General features: G+C 63.4%; 12 protein-coding genes. 6 read left to right on the top strand and 6 right to left on the bottom strand.

Annotated elements, in window-relative coordinates; all coding sequences use genetic code 11:
• Positions 1–60: 60 nt before the first annotated feature.
• Positions 61–228, top strand: a complete 168-nt coding sequence (locus tag C163_RS27350; protein WP_003258397.1) for a DUF6026 family protein — start codon at positions 61–63, stop codon at positions 226–228.
• A 42-nt stretch (positions 229–270) separates the two neighbouring features.
• Here C163_RS27350 and C163_RS26620 read toward each other — a convergent pair whose 3' ends face one another.
• The 6 genes from C163_RS26620 to C163_RS16630 all read right to left on the bottom strand — a co-directional run bounded on the left by C163_RS26620 (position 271) and on the right by C163_RS16630 (position 7,342).
• Positions 271–528: a PAAR domain-containing protein gene (locus tag C163_RS26620; RefSeq protein ID WP_025339803.1), complete on the bottom strand. Its 258-nt coding sequence runs from the start codon at positions 526–528 to the stop codon at positions 271–273.
• A 54-nt stretch (positions 529–582) separates the two neighbouring features.
• Complete coding sequence (locus C163_RS16610; protein WP_025339804.1) at positions 583–1,545, bottom strand: PoNi-like cognate immunity protein; 963 nt, start codon at positions 1,543–1,545, stop codon at positions 583–585.
• Between the two features lie 15 nt (positions 1,546–1,560).
• Complete coding sequence (locus C163_RS16615) at positions 1,561–2,517, bottom strand: PoNi-like cognate immunity protein (RefSeq protein ID WP_025339805.1); 957 nt, start codon at positions 2,515–2,517, stop codon at positions 1,561–1,563.
• A gap of 143 nt (positions 2,518–2,660) precedes the next feature.
• On the bottom strand, positions 2,661–3,617 hold the full coding sequence (locus C163_RS16620) for a PoNi-like cognate immunity protein (RefSeq protein ID WP_025339806.1): 957 nt from the start codon (positions 3,615–3,617) through the stop codon (positions 2,661–2,663).
• A gap of 9 nt (positions 3,618–3,626) precedes the next feature.
• The gene (locus C163_RS16625; RefSeq protein ID WP_025339807.1) at positions 3,627–5,030 is read right to left on the bottom strand and encodes a hypothetical protein; all 1,404 of its coding nucleotides are present in this window, start codon (positions 5,028–5,030) and stop codon (positions 3,627–3,629) included.
• Positions 5,027–7,342, bottom strand: coding sequence for a type VI secretion system Vgr family protein (locus C163_RS16630; protein ID WP_025339808.1), 2,316 nt, complete (start codon positions 7,340–7,342; stop codon positions 5,027–5,029). Before C163_RS16630 ends, C163_RS16625 begins: the two co-directional genes overlap by 4 nt.
• 900 nt (positions 7,343–8,242) lie before the next feature.
• Here C163_RS16630 and glgA point away from each other — a divergent pair.
• From glgA to C163_RS16655, 5 genes are read left to right on the top strand one after another with little or no spacing between them, the layout of a single operon-like run.
• Positions 8,243–9,802 carry a glycogen synthase GlgA gene (gene glgA, locus C163_RS16635; RefSeq protein ID WP_025339809.1) on the top strand — a complete coding sequence of 520 codons (1,560 nt, stop codon included), beginning with the start codon at positions 8,243–8,245 and terminating at the stop codon, positions 9,800–9,802.
• 14 nt (positions 9,803–9,816) lie between these two features.
• Entirely contained in the window at positions 9,817–11,559 is a 1,743-nt protein-coding gene (gene treZ / locus C163_RS16640; protein ID WP_025339810.1) for a malto-oligosyltrehalose trehalohydrolase, read from the top strand.
• Complete coding sequence (gene malQ / locus C163_RS16645; RefSeq protein ID WP_025339811.1) at positions 11,556–13,625, top strand: 4-alpha-glucanotransferase; 2,070 nt, start codon at positions 11,556–11,558, stop codon at positions 13,623–13,625. The genes treZ and malQ overlap by 4 nt, the downstream gene beginning before the upstream one ends.
• On the top strand, positions 13,622–16,396 hold the full coding sequence (locus tag C163_RS16650; RefSeq protein WP_025339812.1) for a malto-oligosyltrehalose synthase: 2,775 nt from the start codon (positions 13,622–13,624) through the stop codon (positions 16,394–16,396). Before malQ ends, C163_RS16650 begins: the two co-directional genes overlap by 4 nt.
• Before the next feature lie 14 nt (positions 16,397–16,410).
• Positions 16,411–16,659 carry a DUF2934 domain-containing protein gene (locus C163_RS16655; protein ID WP_025339813.1) on the top strand — a complete coding sequence of 83 codons (249 nt, stop codon included), beginning with the start codon at positions 16,411–16,413 and terminating at the stop codon, positions 16,657–16,659.
• The last annotated feature ends 109 nt before the right edge of the window (positions 16,660–16,768 follow it).

A 16,768-nucleotide genomic window follows, 5' to 3' on the forward strand; every position in this document is an offset into this window, starting at 1 on the left:
GCGCCCGCGTGAAGCGTCTACGCTTTAACTTGTCACCAGCCAAAACCGCGAGGTGTGCTCATGGGTACCTTGATGCCTGCAACCCCAACCCAGACCCTCTATGTCTCCGTGCGCCGTGATGAGCTGCGTAAACTGAAGGACGAACGTGACCAGCTGCGCCAGCAGGTCGCTCAACTGAACCTGCTGCTGGCGCAGGCGCGCACAGACGGCAAAGCCGTTACCCTCTGAGTTTGCCCCTCCCCTGTGGGAGCCGAACTGCTCCCACATCGCTTAATCGAGCAGCCAGCTATTATCGCCATTTTCCAAAGTACCGCCATGACTGGTGGCATCGCCGACCCTGGCAAGCGGCTGCCCATCATCCATCATCAGTGCCGAGCCGCTGGTAATCACCGCCCCACACCCGAGCCTGTCGCCAACCCTGGCGGCTGCCCTGCCGTTGACGAAGAACAGACTGGAGCCGCTGCTGATGTTGGTCGGGCCGCACAATGGGCAGTGGTGAGGGTGACCCAGCAGAACGATGGCAGGCATTGTTGCCACTCCCGAATCATGTGAGGCGCCAGGCACGCATGCCGGCAGCGCCAATCAGAATGTTCTCGACAGCCGCCAGTGCACGACCTGGCCATCGATCTCAGGGAATGGTACCTGGTGCATGAACACCTGCTCGCCCACCATGCGCTCGACGCAGTCGTAGTACCCGGGCCATGGGCAAGGCGTGCCGGAAGGCCAGCCTGGGGCATCCTCGCGCCTGGCGGTTTCCGGGTCGCGGAACTGCTTGCCCAGGCGTCGGTAATGCGCCCTTTCGACGAGCGCCTGCGGGTAAAAGTGGGGAGCGCTTTCCAGGGCATCACCCTGCACAGACCATAAAAACGCCACCAGTGCCGCCTCGAAGGCCCAATAACCCAAGTGGTCACTCCGTGCCCGGGTGTGGCGCTCGTGCCAGTAGCAACCGTGCGCATTGGCGTACCACTGCCCGAGATAGTGCATGAGCGCGTCATGCTGCGCGGGGCCTTTCAGGTCGAGGCTCTCCAACAAGGCGCCGTAAGGTTCGGGGTGAAGCAATGAGGTGCCTGGGTAGGCCTTGCCCAGCCGCTGGAACAGGCGATGCAGCAGCAGGTCGGGGCTGCGCTCGTCGTCCTGGTTCAGCCAGCCCAGTACCTGGTCGACACGCTCGGGGTAACCGCACAGCACCGCCAGCGACAGCAGCCACAAGGCAAGCCGGTATTCATCCGACACCCAGGGGCGCAACTGCTCGCTGGTTGCCGGGTACGCCGAAAAATGCCGGGCGAACTGGGCAAACGCATAGTCTGCATAGGCCTCCACCAGCTCCATCGGCTCGCCACCGGAATACCGCTGCACTGCCAGCTCCAGTGCCATGTGTGCCCAGTCGCGGCTAAGGCCACGGTAGTGATGCCTGTGCTCGGCTGTCCCGATCAGCAATGCCTGGGCGTCAGGGTCGGCGAATTCCTGCTCTTTTTCACGCGTCGAAGCCAGGTAATGCTGCTCGACCATCCACGGGTCGCGCTTGATGCTGTCGAACTGGCCCATTGGCCCTCCTGCACGCTATAAGCCTTTCACCAAGCGCCAAACCAGAGAGCGCCCATTTTCGCTCGGCATCTCTACGCCTTGCATGAATGTCTGAGGCCCCACCGCCCATTCATCACATACCCACACGCCGGTGCGCGGGCAAATTTCGCCCGACCTGGCAAGCGCATCCGAATACGGCGCGCTTTGCAGTTGTTCAGGGAAGCTTTTTATAACTTGACGCTTGCGAGCATCGTCTACCAAATCCTTCGGGTAGAAAGGAAGATCTCTATAGGGCGTATCGTCGACGCCCCACAACACAGTGACCAATCCTGCCTCAAAGGCCCAATAGCCAAAGAAACCCGCATCGCTTCGTGCCTTGTGCCGGTCATGCCAATAACAGTTGCGCATGCCGCGATACCACTGCTTCAGGTAACTACGCACTGCCTGTTGCTGCTCATCCTTCTCAGTAGTTACGGCATTGAGCAATTCATGGTAGGGGCGTTCATGAATCAACGTACTCCCGGGGATCGTCACCCCCACACGGGAAAACAGTTGCCGCAACAGGATGTCCTCACCGTCATCTGGGGCTTCACTCAAAAAACCTGCGATTTGCCTGATGCGCCCGGGCTTGTTGAACAGCACTGCAAACGATAGAAGCCAGAGTGTGTATTGATATGCATCAGGCTCCCACAGCTTCAAGCTGAAAGCCGGATAAGCTTGCTTGTGACGTTGAAACTGGGAAAACATGTGATCCGCGTAAAACTCAAGCGCTTCAACGGGCTCTCCCCCCGAATAAAGTGCTACCAGCAACTCCAGAGATTCAAAGCACCAATCCCAACTCAACCCTTCCACATTTACGTAATCTGGGCGTTCCAACACCAGGAAATCTTCAGCCTTTAGCTCCACATAGTATTTCTTCCAAAAATCAACAGAGTCGAGATAGGCTGCCTCCTGCAGCAAAGGCTCACGTTTGATTTCATCAAATTTTTTCATTTTCAGACCCTACTGAATTACATCACCTATAGATCTCGTTGGCGAACTCCCGCTCTTTTTCACAGATCGAGGCCAGGTAACGCTGCTCGTCCATCCACGGGTCGCGCTTGATGCTGTCGAATTGGCCCATCGCCCCCCACACGCTATAAGCCTTTCACCAAGCGCCAAACCAGAGAGCGCCCATTTTCGCTCGGCATCTCTACGCCTTGCATGAATGTCTGGGGCCCCACCGCCCATTCATCACATACCCACACGCCGGTGCGCGGGCAAATTTCGCCCGACCTGGCAAGCGCATCCGAATACGGCGCGCTTTGCAGTTGTTCAGGGAAGCTTTTGATAACTTGACGCTTGCGAGCATCGTCTACCAAATCCTTCGGGTAGAAAGGAAGATCTCTATAAGGCGTATCGTCGACGCCCCACAACACAGTGACCAATCCTGCCTCAAAGGCCCAATAGCCAAAGAAACCCGCATCGCTTCGTGCCTTGTGCCGGTCATGCCAATAACAGTTGCGCATGCCGCGATACCACTGCTTCAGGTAACTACGCACTGCCTGTTGCTGCTCATCCTTCTCAGTAGTTACGGCATTGAGCAATTCATGGTAGGGGCGTTCATGAATCAACGTACTCCCGGGGATCGTCACCCCCACACGGGAAAACAGTTGCCGCAACAGGATGTCCTCACCGTCATCTGGGGCTTCACTCAAAAAACCTGCGATTTGCCTGATGCGCCCGGGCTTGTTGAACAGCACTGCAAACGATAGAAGCCAGAGTGTGTATTGATATGCATCAGGCTCCCACAGCTTCAAGCTGAAAGCCGGATAAGCTTGCTTGTGACGTTGAAACTGGGAAAACATGTGATCCGCGTAAAACTCAAGCGCTTCAACGGGCTCGCCCCCCGAATAAAGAGCAATGAGTAACTCCATAGACTGAAAGCACCACCTCCAGCTCAACATCTTGACATTTACATACTCGGGACGCTCAATCTTGAGAAAAGATTCAGCTTGGCGCTCTACATAATTCTCCTTCCAAAAAGAAACACTATCGAGATAGGCTGCCTCTTGCAAAAAAGGCTCACGCTTGACCCGATCAAATCCAGTCATTACACACCCCTATTTGATCACTTCACCGATAAATTTAGCATTTTCGTCGAGCTTGACTATTTTCGTTACCGCACCACTTTCATCTACGATCATTAACCAGCGTTCATATCCGGCGAATGCAACTTCTTCCGCCTGTTTTTTCCCAAGATTCAAGTCAAGTCTCGGCTCAATCCACGCATCACTCATCTGCCTGGCACTCGGAAACCCCTTACTCCCCTTTGTAACCGGCAAACTACCCGGCGAAAACGCGCCCCCCGTTCGATACTTGGTCTCGGTAATGATGAACGGCGGCGGTGGATGGGCATTACGATAGACGCCATCCAGCCCGCGCCCGGTGGGTTTCATTTGCAGGCTGCGAGGCCCACGAGCGGCCGACAGCAGGTTCTCATGGCCTTTGCCGAGCATGTACTGATCACTGACCACCTCCCCATAAATGCCCTTCTGCGCCCGGGTCGCCGTGGAATGATCGAACACGTGCACATTGGCGCCATGCGTGGCAGCTGCTGCAGAGGTGGGCACTGGCGGGCCGAGCGCACCTTCGGGGCGCTCGAGGTAACGCGGACGCATGCCAATGCCGGAAGTCACCCGCCCACCACTCATCGCCATGGGCACCGGCTTAGGCGCATGCACCCCGGCCTGCGCAACCTGCGCGGGCAGATCGCTGGCCTGTTCCAGCACCTTGGCCAGCCTGGCGTCAAGTTGCATCAGCGCCCGTGGGATTTCCCGTACTGCATGCACCTGCACCGCGTAGAACTGGGCTTCCATGGCCTGCAGCCGCACCAACAGGTGCGCGGCCGCCTGGTTGAAGGGCCAGTTGCCCAGGTAGCTGCGAAGCTTTGCCGTTGCCGCGATGACCTTGGTCAAGAATTGGTTCAGATAGGCCAGCAAATCCTTTTCATAGCTCGTGAACCTGACCTGGCGCAGCCAGAACTCCACGCTGCCGCGGGTGAACTTGCCAAGAAACGCAACCACGGTCCGCAAGATGATCTGGCTTTCACGAATAAGCAGCAGGCACAAACCTCGCAGAAACGCTGCCGCTTCCTGGCCGACCAATGCACCTGCCACCGAGCCCACGGGGGTACCCACCGCCCCCACCACGGCACCGATGATCGGCGCGATCAAGGTAATCAGGCAGGCAACCAGCAGCACCCACTCCTGCCACTGTGGCGGCTGCGCCGTTGCCTGGCTGTCATCCGCCGTGTAGCGCTTGCCCAAGCGCAGGCACACTGCGGCCAGGTCACGGGCGCTGAGCACGATCACCACCCCAGGCACCAACGACAGCAGCATGTCGGCAATGACCACGCTCAGTGGCCGTTCCTCGGCAAACTCGCCCAGCACCAGGTCACGCAGCCAGCCAAAGCCGCCTGCCACCCTTTCCACCGCTTCATCCAGCCAGTCAGCAGCGGAGTTCATGACTGGCCACCTGCCGAGGTGCAGCCGGCAAGCAATGCCTGCAAGGCAGCATCCGGCTCGATTGCGGTCGTCAGCTGCAGCGAGCCTTGGCCAACCTCGTAGCGCACCTGGGCGCTGCAACCGGGGGTAACGCCAGCCAGGCGGGCATAGCCGTTCTGGTCGACCATACCCTGGCGCTGGGTGCCATCGGACAACGTCGCCACGTAGGCCGTGCCCGCAATCGGCGTACCGTCGGCATGCACCAGGCGAAACTCGATTTCCTCCTGCGACGGTGCAGGCGGCTCACCGTAACGTGAAGGCGCCTTTACCTGGGCGATGGCATGCAACAGCAGAGGCTCGGGGCAACCGATTTCGATGCGGCCATCACCCAGCTTGATGAAGGCCCCGCCGCAACTCAGGGTCAGCGACGTTCGGCTATCGATGTGCACATGGCCGTGATGGCTGGTGATCGACACATCGTCATTGGCATCGACCCGCAGTTGCCCGCCGACCTGCACACGCTTGTCCTGCGTGACCTGCTCGCTGGCCTCGAGGCCAACCATCACGCTCAACGCCCCGCCAACGGCCAACGACTTGCCCAGGCCTATGCTTTCGACTTTGCCAAGGGCGACCGTTTCGCTCTTGCTGGCGCCGACCTTGACACTGCGGTTTCCACCTATGTGCACCACTTCGTCATGCTCGACGCGCTCGCTTCGATCATTGCCGATGAGCGTGGTTTCGTTGTGTTTCACGACGTTGTTCTGGTCGCGCTCGGCATGAATGAATACTTCCTGCCGCCCCAGTTCGTCCTCGAAGCGCAACTCGTTGAAGCCATCGCCTTTATGGGTCTGGCTCTTGATGGTCATGCGGGTCTTGTGTTCGGGCAGGTCGTAAGGCGGCAGCTGGTCACCGCAGTAGGTGCGCCCGGTGATCATCGGCTGGTCAGGGTCGCCATTGACGTACTGGACAATCACATCCTGGCCAATACGCGGAATGGCCATCGAACCCCAACTGCCACCGGCCCAGCCTTGCGACACCCGCACCCAGCAGGAACTGAATTCGTTGTTGCTGCTTTCACGGTCCCAGGGGAAGCTGACCTTGACCCGCCCCCACTGGTCGCAAAAAATCTCTTCGCCCGGCGGGCCGACCACGGTGGCCATGTGCGGGCCATCGATGCGCGGCTTGGCCAAGGGTGCCGGGCGCCATTCGGCCATGCCTTGCACCAGCAGCGCATCGTTCACATAGCGGGTACCTTGTTCGGCGCCGGCGGCTTCTTCCTGCAGGCTGGTGAACTGCGTACCTTCGTGGCACAGGCTGATCACGCGCCAGTGCACATTGAGGTCTTCGCGCGGGTGGCCGACGAGGGTGAAGCTCAGGCCTGGCTGCAGGCGCACGTCATCGCCCTGCACTTCGGCCAGGCGGGCGTCATGGCGCAGCGCCGTCAGCCGCGTTTCGGTGAAGGGCTTGCCGACCGCATCGCGCTTGTAGCGGCCCGGGTAATCAAAAAACTCGTAGTCCAGCGACTGGTGCGTGATTCCGCTGGCCTGAGCCTTGTGCTCCTGGCGATAGGCCGGGTTGGTGAAGGTGTAGTCGCGCTGCACCTGCTGCGCAGTACGCACCTGCTCGCAGTAGCGCAAACGCCGCAGGCAGGCACGGGCCTGGTCGCCACCGCTACTGGCGTGGTACAGCACCTTGTCGGGGCCGAGATCATCTTCATCCAGCCAAAGCGCCTCATCATCTACGGGCTTGAGCGTGCCCCGGCTGAGCAGCCCAAGCGATAGCAGGCGATCGGTAACGATCAGCGTGTGGTACCTGGCGCAGTGAGCAAAGCGGTAGACGAAGCCCTCTTCAGCGGCAAGGCGATGGATGAAGTCGAGGTCGGTTTCCCCCGCCTGGACACAAAACTCACGCACCTGGTGCTCGGCGCTGCTATTGAGCTCAAACCGGGCAATGCCCTGACGCTTGAACATCAGTTCAAGAATCTGCGGCACGGTTTTCTGCTGGAAGATGCGCCAGTTCGAACGCAAGCGGGCGCGGGCCAGTTGCGGCTCGACCACAGCGTGGTAGCGCGTGCGACAGAAGCCGGTTTCACCTTGGCTGAAGGCACTGACCAAGCCATGCACATGACGCAGTGGCTGGTCTGCGCAATAAAGGGTGAATAGCGCAGGCTTGTCGAGCACCTGGCCGAAGTCGACATCACTGTCGTAGCTGACAAGTTCAAGGCTCAGCACAAATGGCTGGCTGATAGCCTCTTCCAGCTTGAATGAAACCACTTCGAACTCCGTGCGCCCGGCGAGCGCCTGAAATCCGAAACGAAAGTCCGACTGTTTCATGAGTTGCTCTACCCGCCATCATGTTTACCGGCGAAAAAACAACCACATCCTGGCTTTCTTCAAGATGAGTACGTCGAATGAAAATTGCCCGTCGCCAACGTTCAAGCCGGCTAGATCCGTGGCATTGGCGGACTTGACCGATGACGACAGTGAGGATGAGGCTGTGACTGAAGAGCAACTTAAACCGTACCGCCCCGCCATGACAGGAACGATGGGTTTCATGCATTGACGATTTCGTAGGAAATTTCCTAAAGCATCAACTTACAAACTTTTGCGCGCGCGAGTCCGCTCACTGAAACACCAGAAATTCAAGCCAGAAAAATAATAAAGACAGTTACTGAAAAGTTCGCGAAACAGCCACTTTCATTCTTCCTGAAATCACTCGGATTCCGAAATGCACCATTCTGTTGGAGGGCGATGACCTTGGCACCCCTCAAGCGCACCAAAAAGGTGCATGACTGACAGGAATTGGGGCATGCCGTCTGCCCCCCATCCACCGCTCCAGCCCCTGCATTCACATCCGGTCACAACCGCCAACGTTTGCGTCTATTCCGCGGCGTGACAATAGTGACCAGCGGGTCACCTTTTTATCTCTTTCTCTCCTACACTCGGGTTTCGGCCCGCCATTTGCTCAACGGAAGAGTGACGAAAAAAAGTCGAACTTTCCGGAACGCGGGCAGGTCAGGAACTAAGTAGGCCAAACGCAAAGGGACTACCCAGCAACGGCCCACACACCCCAACCAGCCCAATCGCCTTCGGCCGGAATGCCGATCGCGCCGTGCCTGCGCGCACGACCCTGGGGCATGGAACGCACTACGCAGAATCCAGAATCAGAGAGAACCAACACGAAACATCGCCACGGGTGCCAGCACCCGGCCAAGCATAGGGACGGAGAGAAGTATGATCAGTGCCGCTGTCGAGCCTCACGTAGATTCATTCAACCCGGACAACCGCGAACCGCTCACCCCGGACTTCGCCACGACAGGCAAGGCACCCGGCGCCCAGCGCCAGCACAACCGCAACAAGCGCAAGATATTGTTCGTGACCTCGGAAATCGCCGACCTGGTGAAAACCGGTGGCCTGGGTGACGTGTCTGCAGCCCTGCCCCGTGCCCTGGCGCACCTGCACGATGTGCGGGTGCTGATCCCCGGCTACCGCCAGGTGATGGAAAGCGACAACCCCATCCACATCGTCGGTGAACTGGGTGGCCACGCCGCCCTGCCGCCGTGCAAGATCGGCCGCATGGACATGGCCGACGGGCTGGTAATCTATGTGCTGATCTGCCCCGAGCTTTACCAGCGCGACGGTACTCCCTATGGTGCCAACAACGGCCGCGACTGGCCCGACAACCACATCCGCTTCGCCCGCCTGGGCCTGGCCGCCGCCGAAATCGCCGCCGGCGAAGGCAAGATCCACTGGCAGCCCGAAGTGGTGCACGCCCACGACTGGCCCGCCGGCCTGGCACCGGCCTACATGCACTGGCGCGGGCTGAGTACGCCCACCCTGTTCACCATCCACAACCTGGCCTACCAGGGCGTGTACAGCCGCGGCTGCAGCCCGGAACTGGCGATCCCCGAGCACGCCATGCAGCAGGAAGGCATGGAGTTCTACGGCAAGCTGTCGTTCCTCAAGGCCGGCCTGGCCTACGCCAGCCACATCACCACGGTCAGCGCCACCTATGCCCGGGAAATCACCACCCCGGAATTCGGCTGCGGCCTGGACGGCTTCCTCGCCAGCAAGGCCCAGCAAGGCCTGCTCGGGGGCATTCCCAATGGCATCGACGAAAGCTGGGACTCGGCCACCGACAAGCACCTGCAGCACAACTTCAGCATCAACGACTGGGAAGGCAAGGCGCGCAATGCCCAGGAAGTGCGCGACCTGTTCAAACTGCAGCCCTCCGAAGGCCCGCTGTTCGCCGTGGTTTCGCGCCTGGTCTACCAGAAAGGCCTGGACCTGACCCTGGGTGTGGCCGACTACATCGTCGAGCAAGGCGGGCAGATCGCGATCATCGGCCGCGGCGAGCCGGAAGAAGAGCAGGCCATGCGCGAACTGGCGCTACGCCACCCGGGCCGTATCGGCGTGCGCATCGGCTTCAACGAAACCGATGCCCGGCGCATGTTCGCCGGCAGCGACTTCCTGCTGATGCCGTCACGCTACGAGCCATGCGGCCTCAGCCAGATGTACGCGCAGCGTTTCGGCTCGCTGCCGGTGGCGCGCAACACTGGCGGCCTGGCCGACACCATCGAGTGCGGCGTCACCGGCTTCCTGTTCAACGAGTCCACCGTCGAGAGCTATCGCCAGGCACTCAGCCGCGCCTTCTATGTATATGGCAAGAAGGACCTGCTGAACGCCATGCGCTGCCTGTCGATGACCCAACCGTTCAACTGGTGCCAGGCCGTGGAACCCTACGCACGCTTGTACGAAGACCTGGTCAAGCAGGCACAGCACAGCCACTACTGAACGGGGAATCGAAGATGCACAGACATGGCGCACACCTGCTGGACGCCACGTCGGCGCGCTTCGCCCTCTGGGCCCCGGATGCGCGCAGCGTGAGCGTGGAACTGGAGCAGCAGCCGGCCATCGAGCTGTTGCCCGACGATGATGGCTGGTTCACCGGCGTGGCCCCGTGCCAGGCCGGTGACCGTTACCACTACCGTATCGATGGTGCACTGCAGGTGGCCGACCCGGCCTCGCGCTACCAGCCCGATGGCGTGCAGGGGCCGAGCCAGGTGGTGGATGTGGCCAGCTATGCCTGGCAACACCCCTGGCAAGGCCGGCCCTGGCACGAAGCGGTCATCCAGGAGCTGCATGTCGGCCTGCTCGATGGCTACGCCGGGGTCGCCCGGCAACTGCCGCGCCTGGCCGAGCTGGGCATCAGCGCCGTCGAGCTGATGCCGCTGGGGCAGTTCCCTGGCGAGCGCAACTGGGGTTACGACGGCGTGCTGCCCTATGCGCCGCAAAACACCTATGGCAGCCCCGAGCAGCTGTGTGCGCTGGTCGACCAGGCACATGGCCACGGGCTGATGGTGCTGGTCGATGTGGTGTACAACCACTTCGGCCCCGACGGCAATTACCTGCACCAGTACGCCAGCCCGTTCTTCCGCGAAGACCGGCAGACCCCCTGGGGCGCAGCCATCGACTTCCGTCGCCCGCAGGTGCGCGAGTACTTCATCCAGAACGCCCTGATGTGGTTGTGCGACTACCGCTTTGACGGCCTGCGCCTGGATGCCGTGCACGCCATCGACCAGCCCGACTTCCTGGTCGAGCTGGCGCAAAGGGTACGTGCTGCGGTGGAACCCGGCCGCCACGTATGGCTGGTACTGGAGAACGAGCACAACCAGGCTTTCCTGCTGGAGCAAGGCTTCGACGCCCAGTGGAACGACGACGGCCACAATGCCCTGCATGTGCTGCTCACCGGCGAAACCGAAGGCTACTACGCCGACTACCAGCAGCGCCCCATCGACCAGCTGGCCCGCTGCCTTGCCGAAGGTTTCGTGTTCCAGGGCCAGGCCAACCGCCATGGCACGCCCCGCGGCGAGCCCAGCGCGCACTTGCCACCCAGCGCCTTCGTGCTGTTTCTGCAGAACCATGACCAGGTCGGCAACCGTGCCCTGGGCGAGCGCCTGACCCGCCTGTGCCCACCGCAGGCGCTGCGGGCGGCCACCGGGCTGTTGCTGCTGGCACCGATGATCCCGCTGCTGTTCATGGGCGACGACGATGGCAGCTGCCGGCCGTTCCTGTTCTTCACCGACTTCCATGACCAGCTGGCCGACGCCGTGCGCGAAGGCCGGCGCGGCGAGTTCGCCCATTTCACCGCCTTCGCCGACCCCGAGGAGCGCCAACGCATCCCCGACCCCAACGCCGAACAGACCTTCGAGGCCTCCCGCCCGCAAGGCAAGGAAGTGATCGCCGGCTGGCACGGCCTGTACCAGCACCTGCTCGAACTGCGCCGCCGCCATGTGATCCCGCACCTGCCCGGCAGCCGCGCGCTGGGCGCCGAAGTACACGGCGACAAGGCCCTGACCGCACGCTGGTGCCTGGGCAATGGCACCACCCTGCGCATCGACCTGAACCTGGCCGCCACCCCGCAGGGGGTCGAGTTGCCCGCGCCGGCCAACCGCCTGTTCGACAGCAGCGACACCCGGCACCCCGATACCCACCTGGCCGCCTACAGCTGCGTGGTCAGCCTGCTTCCCCCTGCCCTGGAGCGCCCATGAGCGAAACCGCCCTGCACCGCCTGGCGACCCGCGTCGGGCTGAGCCGCGACTGGATCGACGCCAATGCCCGGCCCCAGCGTGTCAGCGACGAGGTACTGCGCAACATCCTTGAAGGCCTTGGCCACCCGGCCAGCGATGACGCCGCCATTGCCGCCAGCCTGCGCGCCGTGGCCGCTGCCGAAGACAGTGAGCACCTGCCGCCGCTGCTGACCGCCGACCTCGGCCAGCCACTGGCACTGGCGCGCTACTTCAGCGCCGCCAGCGTCGCGCACTGCACCTTGGAGGACCACAGCGCCCTCACCCTCAGCCTTGACGACCAGGCCCGCCTGCCCGGAGCGCTGCCCATCGGCTACCACCAGGTGGAAATCGACAGCCGCCGCTTCACCGTGGCCGTGGCCCCGCCACGCTGCCACAGCCTTGAAGACCGCGTGCAGCAGCCGCCACCGCGCTGCTGGGGCCTGGCGGTGCAGTTGTACAGCTTGCGCCGCCCCGGCGATGGCGGCTACGGCGACTGCCTGGCCCTGGAACAACTGGCCCGCGCGGCCGCCGAGCGCGGTGCCGATGCCTTGGCCATCAGCCCGATCCACGCCTTGTCGGCCATCGACCAGACGCACTACAGCCCCTACTCGCCCTCCAGCCGCCTGTTGCTCAACACCCTTTACGCCAGCCCTGCCGCGCTGCTGGGCGAGCGGGAGGTGCGCGTGGCCATCGAAGCCTGCGGCCTGGAGCAACAACTGGAAGACCTGGAGCAAGGCCCGCTGGTCGACTGGCCGCGTGCCGCCAGCGCCCGCCTGCGCCTGCTCGAAGCCCTGTACCAGGGCTTCAGCCAGGGCGACCACCCGTTGCGCAAGGATTTTGACAGCTTCCGCGAAGCCGGTGGCCAGGCCCTGGAGCACCATTGCCGCTTCGAGGTGCTGCAGGCCCAGGCCGTGGAGCATGGCCTGGGCGCCGACTGGCGCCACTGGCCCAAGGCCTGGCACGACCCGTACCACCCGGAAGTGGAGGCCTTCGCCAACGCCTACCCGGCCAAGGTCGAGTTCCATGCCTTTTGCCAATGGCTGACCGAACGGGGCCTGCAACGCGCCCAGGAAGCAGCGCGCGGCAACGGCATGGCGGTGGGCCTGATCGCTGACCTGGCGGTGGGCGCCGACGGTGCCGGCAGCCAGGCCTGGAGCCGCCAGGACGAGCTGCTGGCAGGCCTGAAGGTAGGCGCACCGCCCGACATCCTCAACCGTGCCGGCCAGGACTGGGGCATCTGCGCCTTCTCGCCCGAAGGCCTCAAACGCAACGGCTACCGCGCCTTCATCGAAATGCTGCGGGCCAACCTCGCCCACGCCGGCGGCCTGCGCATCGACCATGTCATGGGCCTGCGCCGGCTGTGGCTGATCCCGCAGGGGGCCAAGCCCAGCGAAGGCGCCTACCTCAACTACCCGCTGGACGACCTGCTGCGCCTGCTGGCGCTGGAGTCGGTGCGCCACCAGGCAATCATCCTCGGCGAAGACCTGGGCACCGTGCCGGACGGCCTGCGCGAGCAACTGGCGGCCAAGGCCGTGCTGGGCATGCGCGTGCTGCCCTTCGAGCAGACCCAGCCCGGCCATTTCAAGCCGATTCTCGACTGGCCGGACAACGCCCTGGCCACCACCGGCACCCATGACCTGGCACCGCTGGCCGGCTGGCTGGAAAACCGCGACATCGACTGGAGCCACCGCCTGCAACTGATCGATGCTGCCACCGAACTGCACTGGCGCCACGAGCGGCAGAAGGAGCACGACGGCCTGCGCCGCACCCTGGAGGCCAACTACGGCACGCTGCCGGACAACGACGCGCTGATCGACGCCGCCATCCGCTACGTTGGCCACACCCGCGCACCGCTGGTGCTGGTGCCGCTGGAAGACCTGCTGGGTTGCGACGAGCAACCCAACCTGCCGGGCACCACCGCCGGCCACCCCAACTGGCGCCGACGCTTCGCCCGGCCGGTACGTGAACTGCTCGACGACGAAGACGCCGCGCGGCGCCTGGAACTGCTGGCCCAGGCCCGCGAACAGGCCTGGGAGCGTGACCGATGAAAGCGCTGACCGCGACCCTGCGCCTGCAGTTTCACAGTGACTTCACCCTCGATCACGCCGTGCCGCTGGTGCCGTACTTCGCCCAGTTGGGTGTCAGCCACCTGTATGCCTCGCCCATCCTCAAGGCCCGCGCCGGTTCGCGCCACGGCTACGACGTGGTCGACCCGACCTGCGTCAACCCCGAGCTGGGCGGCGAAGCGGCGCTGCAACGGCTGGTCGCCGCCCTGCGCCAGCACGGCATGGGGCTGATCCTCGACACGGTGTCCAACCACATGGCCGTGGGCGGTGCCGACAACCCCTGGTGGCAGAGCCTGCTGGCCTGGGGCCGGCGCAGCCCCTATGCAGAATTCTTCGACATCCAGTGGCACTCCAGCGACCCGCTGCTGGCCGGTCAGCTGCTGCTGCCGTTCCTCGCCAGCGACTATGGCGTGGCGCTGAAAAATGGCGAGATACCGCTTGAGTTCGACAAGCACCATGGGCTGCTGCAAATCGCTCATTACCAACACCGCTTCCCGATCTGCCCGGTCGACTATGGCTGGATTCTCGCCCTCAGCCCGGAGCCGGCGCTCAAGGCCCTGGCCGAACGCTTCACCGCGTTGAACGCATCGGCCACGCCGCTGGCCGACGCCCTGCCCCTGCAAGCCGAACTGGCGCGCCTGGCAGGCGAAGGCGCCGACCTCGAATCGGCCCTGGTGGCGTTTGACAGCCGTAGCGAGAATGGCTTCAAGCGCCTGCACCTGCTGCTGGAGCGCCAGACCTACCGCCTGGCCAGCTGGCGTACCGCCGCCGACGACATCAACTGGCGGCGCTTCTTCGACATCAACGAGCTGGGCGGCCTGCGGGTGGAACGCGCGGTGGTGTTCGAGGCCACCCACGCCAAGCTGTTCGAGCTGATCGAGCGCGGCCTGGTGGACGGCCTGCGCATCGACCATATCGACGGCCTGGCCGACCCGCGCGGTTACTGCCGCAAGCTGCGCCGACGGGTCGATGGCCTGCTGGCACGGCGGCCGTTGAACGCCGCCCTGGAGCATTTCCCGATCTACGTGGAGAAGATCCTCGGCGCCAACGAGCACCTGCACCGCGACTGGCTTACCGACGGCACTACCGGCTATGAATTCATGAACCAGGTTTCGCTGCTGCAGCACGACCCGGCGGGCGAAGCAACCCTGACCGAGCTGTGGGCCAATGTGAGCGAACGCCCCGACTTCCCCGAAGAAGTGCGTCAGGCCCGCCACCTGGTGCTCAATGCCAGCCTGGCCGGCGACTGCGAGTCGGTGGCCCAGGCGCTGTTGCAGGTGGCGCGCAACGACCTGATGACCCGCGACCTGACCCTTGGCGCGATCCGCCGCGCCTTGCAGGCACTGGTGGCGCATTACCCGGTGTACCGCACCTACTTCAATGCCTGCGGGCGCCCGGCAGAAGACGAAGGGTTTTTCCAGCAGGCCCTGGCCAATGCCCGGCAGGACCTGGGCGAAGCCGACTGGCCGCTGCTCGAGCACCTGCAACAATGGCTGGGCGGGCAAGCCTGGCGCCGCCTGCCAGCAGGCCGGGCGCGCAAGCAGCTGCGCCACGCCTGCGTGCGCTTCCAGCAACTGACCGCGCCCAGTGCCGCCAAGGCCGTGGAAGATACCGCGTTCTACCGCAGCGCCCGGCTGCTGTCGCGCAACGATGTGGGCTTCGACGCCGAGCGTTTCAGCGCCCCGCTCGAGCACTTCCACAACGAGGCCCAGCGGCGCCTGCGTGACTTCCCCGACAACCTGCTGGCCAGCGCCACCCATGACCACAAGCGCGGCGAAGACACCCGTGCGCGCCTGGCCGTGCTCAGCGAGCGCGGCCCGTGGCTGGCCAGCCGCATGGAACACTGGCGCGAACTGGCCACGCCGTTGCGCACGCAACTGGATGACGGCCCGGCGCCCAGCCCCGGCGACGAGCTGATGCTGTTGCAGACCTTGCTGGGCAGTTGGCCGCTGGACCTCGACCTGCACGATGACAACGCCCTGCACCAGTACGCCGAACGCATCCGCCAGTGGCAGCAGAAGGCCCTGCGCGAGGCCAAGCTGCGCAGCAGCTGGAGCGCGCCGAACGAAGCATATGAAAACGCCTGTGCCGGCTACATCGACGGCCTGCTGCTGGACGGCGAGAACCAGCAGCTGCGCAAATCGCTGGCCGATGCCGCCCACCTGCTGGCCTGCCCCGGTGCCCTCAACGGCCTGGTCCAGGCCCTGCTGCGCATGACCACGCCGGGCGTGCCGGACCTGTACCAGGGCAACGAATACTGGGATTTCAGCCTGGTCGACCCGGATAACCGCCGCGCCGTGGACTACGCTTGCCGGCGTCGCACCCTGGACGATGCAACGCCGGTAGCCGAGCTGCTGGAACACTGGCGCGACGGCCGCCTCAAGCAGGCGCTGATCGCCCGGGTGCTGGACTGCCGCCAGGCCCATGCCGAGCTGTTCCGCCGTGGCGCCTACCTGCCGCTGACCGTGCATGGCCGGCATGCCGACAAGGTGGTGGCGTTCGCCCGCCTTGGCGAAGGCGAACGGGCCGTCATCATCGCGCCACGCCTGGCCAGTACCCTGCTGGCAGGTGCACCGACACCCCTGATCCCGGCACAGAACTGGGACGACACCCGGGTAAGCCTGCCGTTTGCCTTGTCGCCTGCCAACTCGACGGGACTTTTCCCCAGTGCTGCTGTCAGCTCTTCCAAGGAGCTGATGTTGAGCGCCGTGCTGGCGGAGTTTCCGGTCAACCTGCTGATACAACAATCTTGAGCATCAGGAGCGTCATGATGAGTGTTGATGAAAAGCGTATCCGCGAATTTGCCTACCAGATCTGGGAATCTGAGGGTAAGCCCGCCGGCCAGGAAGAACGCCATTGGGACATGGCGCGCAAGCTGGCCGAAGCCGAGGCGCTGGCACCCAAGGCGGCGCCGCGCAAGCGGGCGCCGGCCAAGCCTAAGGTAGCCGCTGAACCGGTTGAGAAGGCCGTGGCTGTGAAGAAACCCCGGGCGGTGAAAAAGCCGGCTGCCGGTTGAGCCTGCACCGGCCTCTTCGCGGGTAAACCCGCTCCCACAGGGATAGCGCCAGGCCTGAGGATGACGGTGTACCTGTGGGAGCGGGTTCACCCGCGAAGAGGCCGGTACA

Origin of the sequence: Pseudomonas sp. FGI182 (assembly GCF_000511325.1) — a bacterium.
GTDB classification, from domain to species: domain Bacteria; phylum Pseudomonadota; class Gammaproteobacteria; order Pseudomonadales; family Pseudomonadaceae; genus Aquipseudomonas; species Aquipseudomonas putida_Z.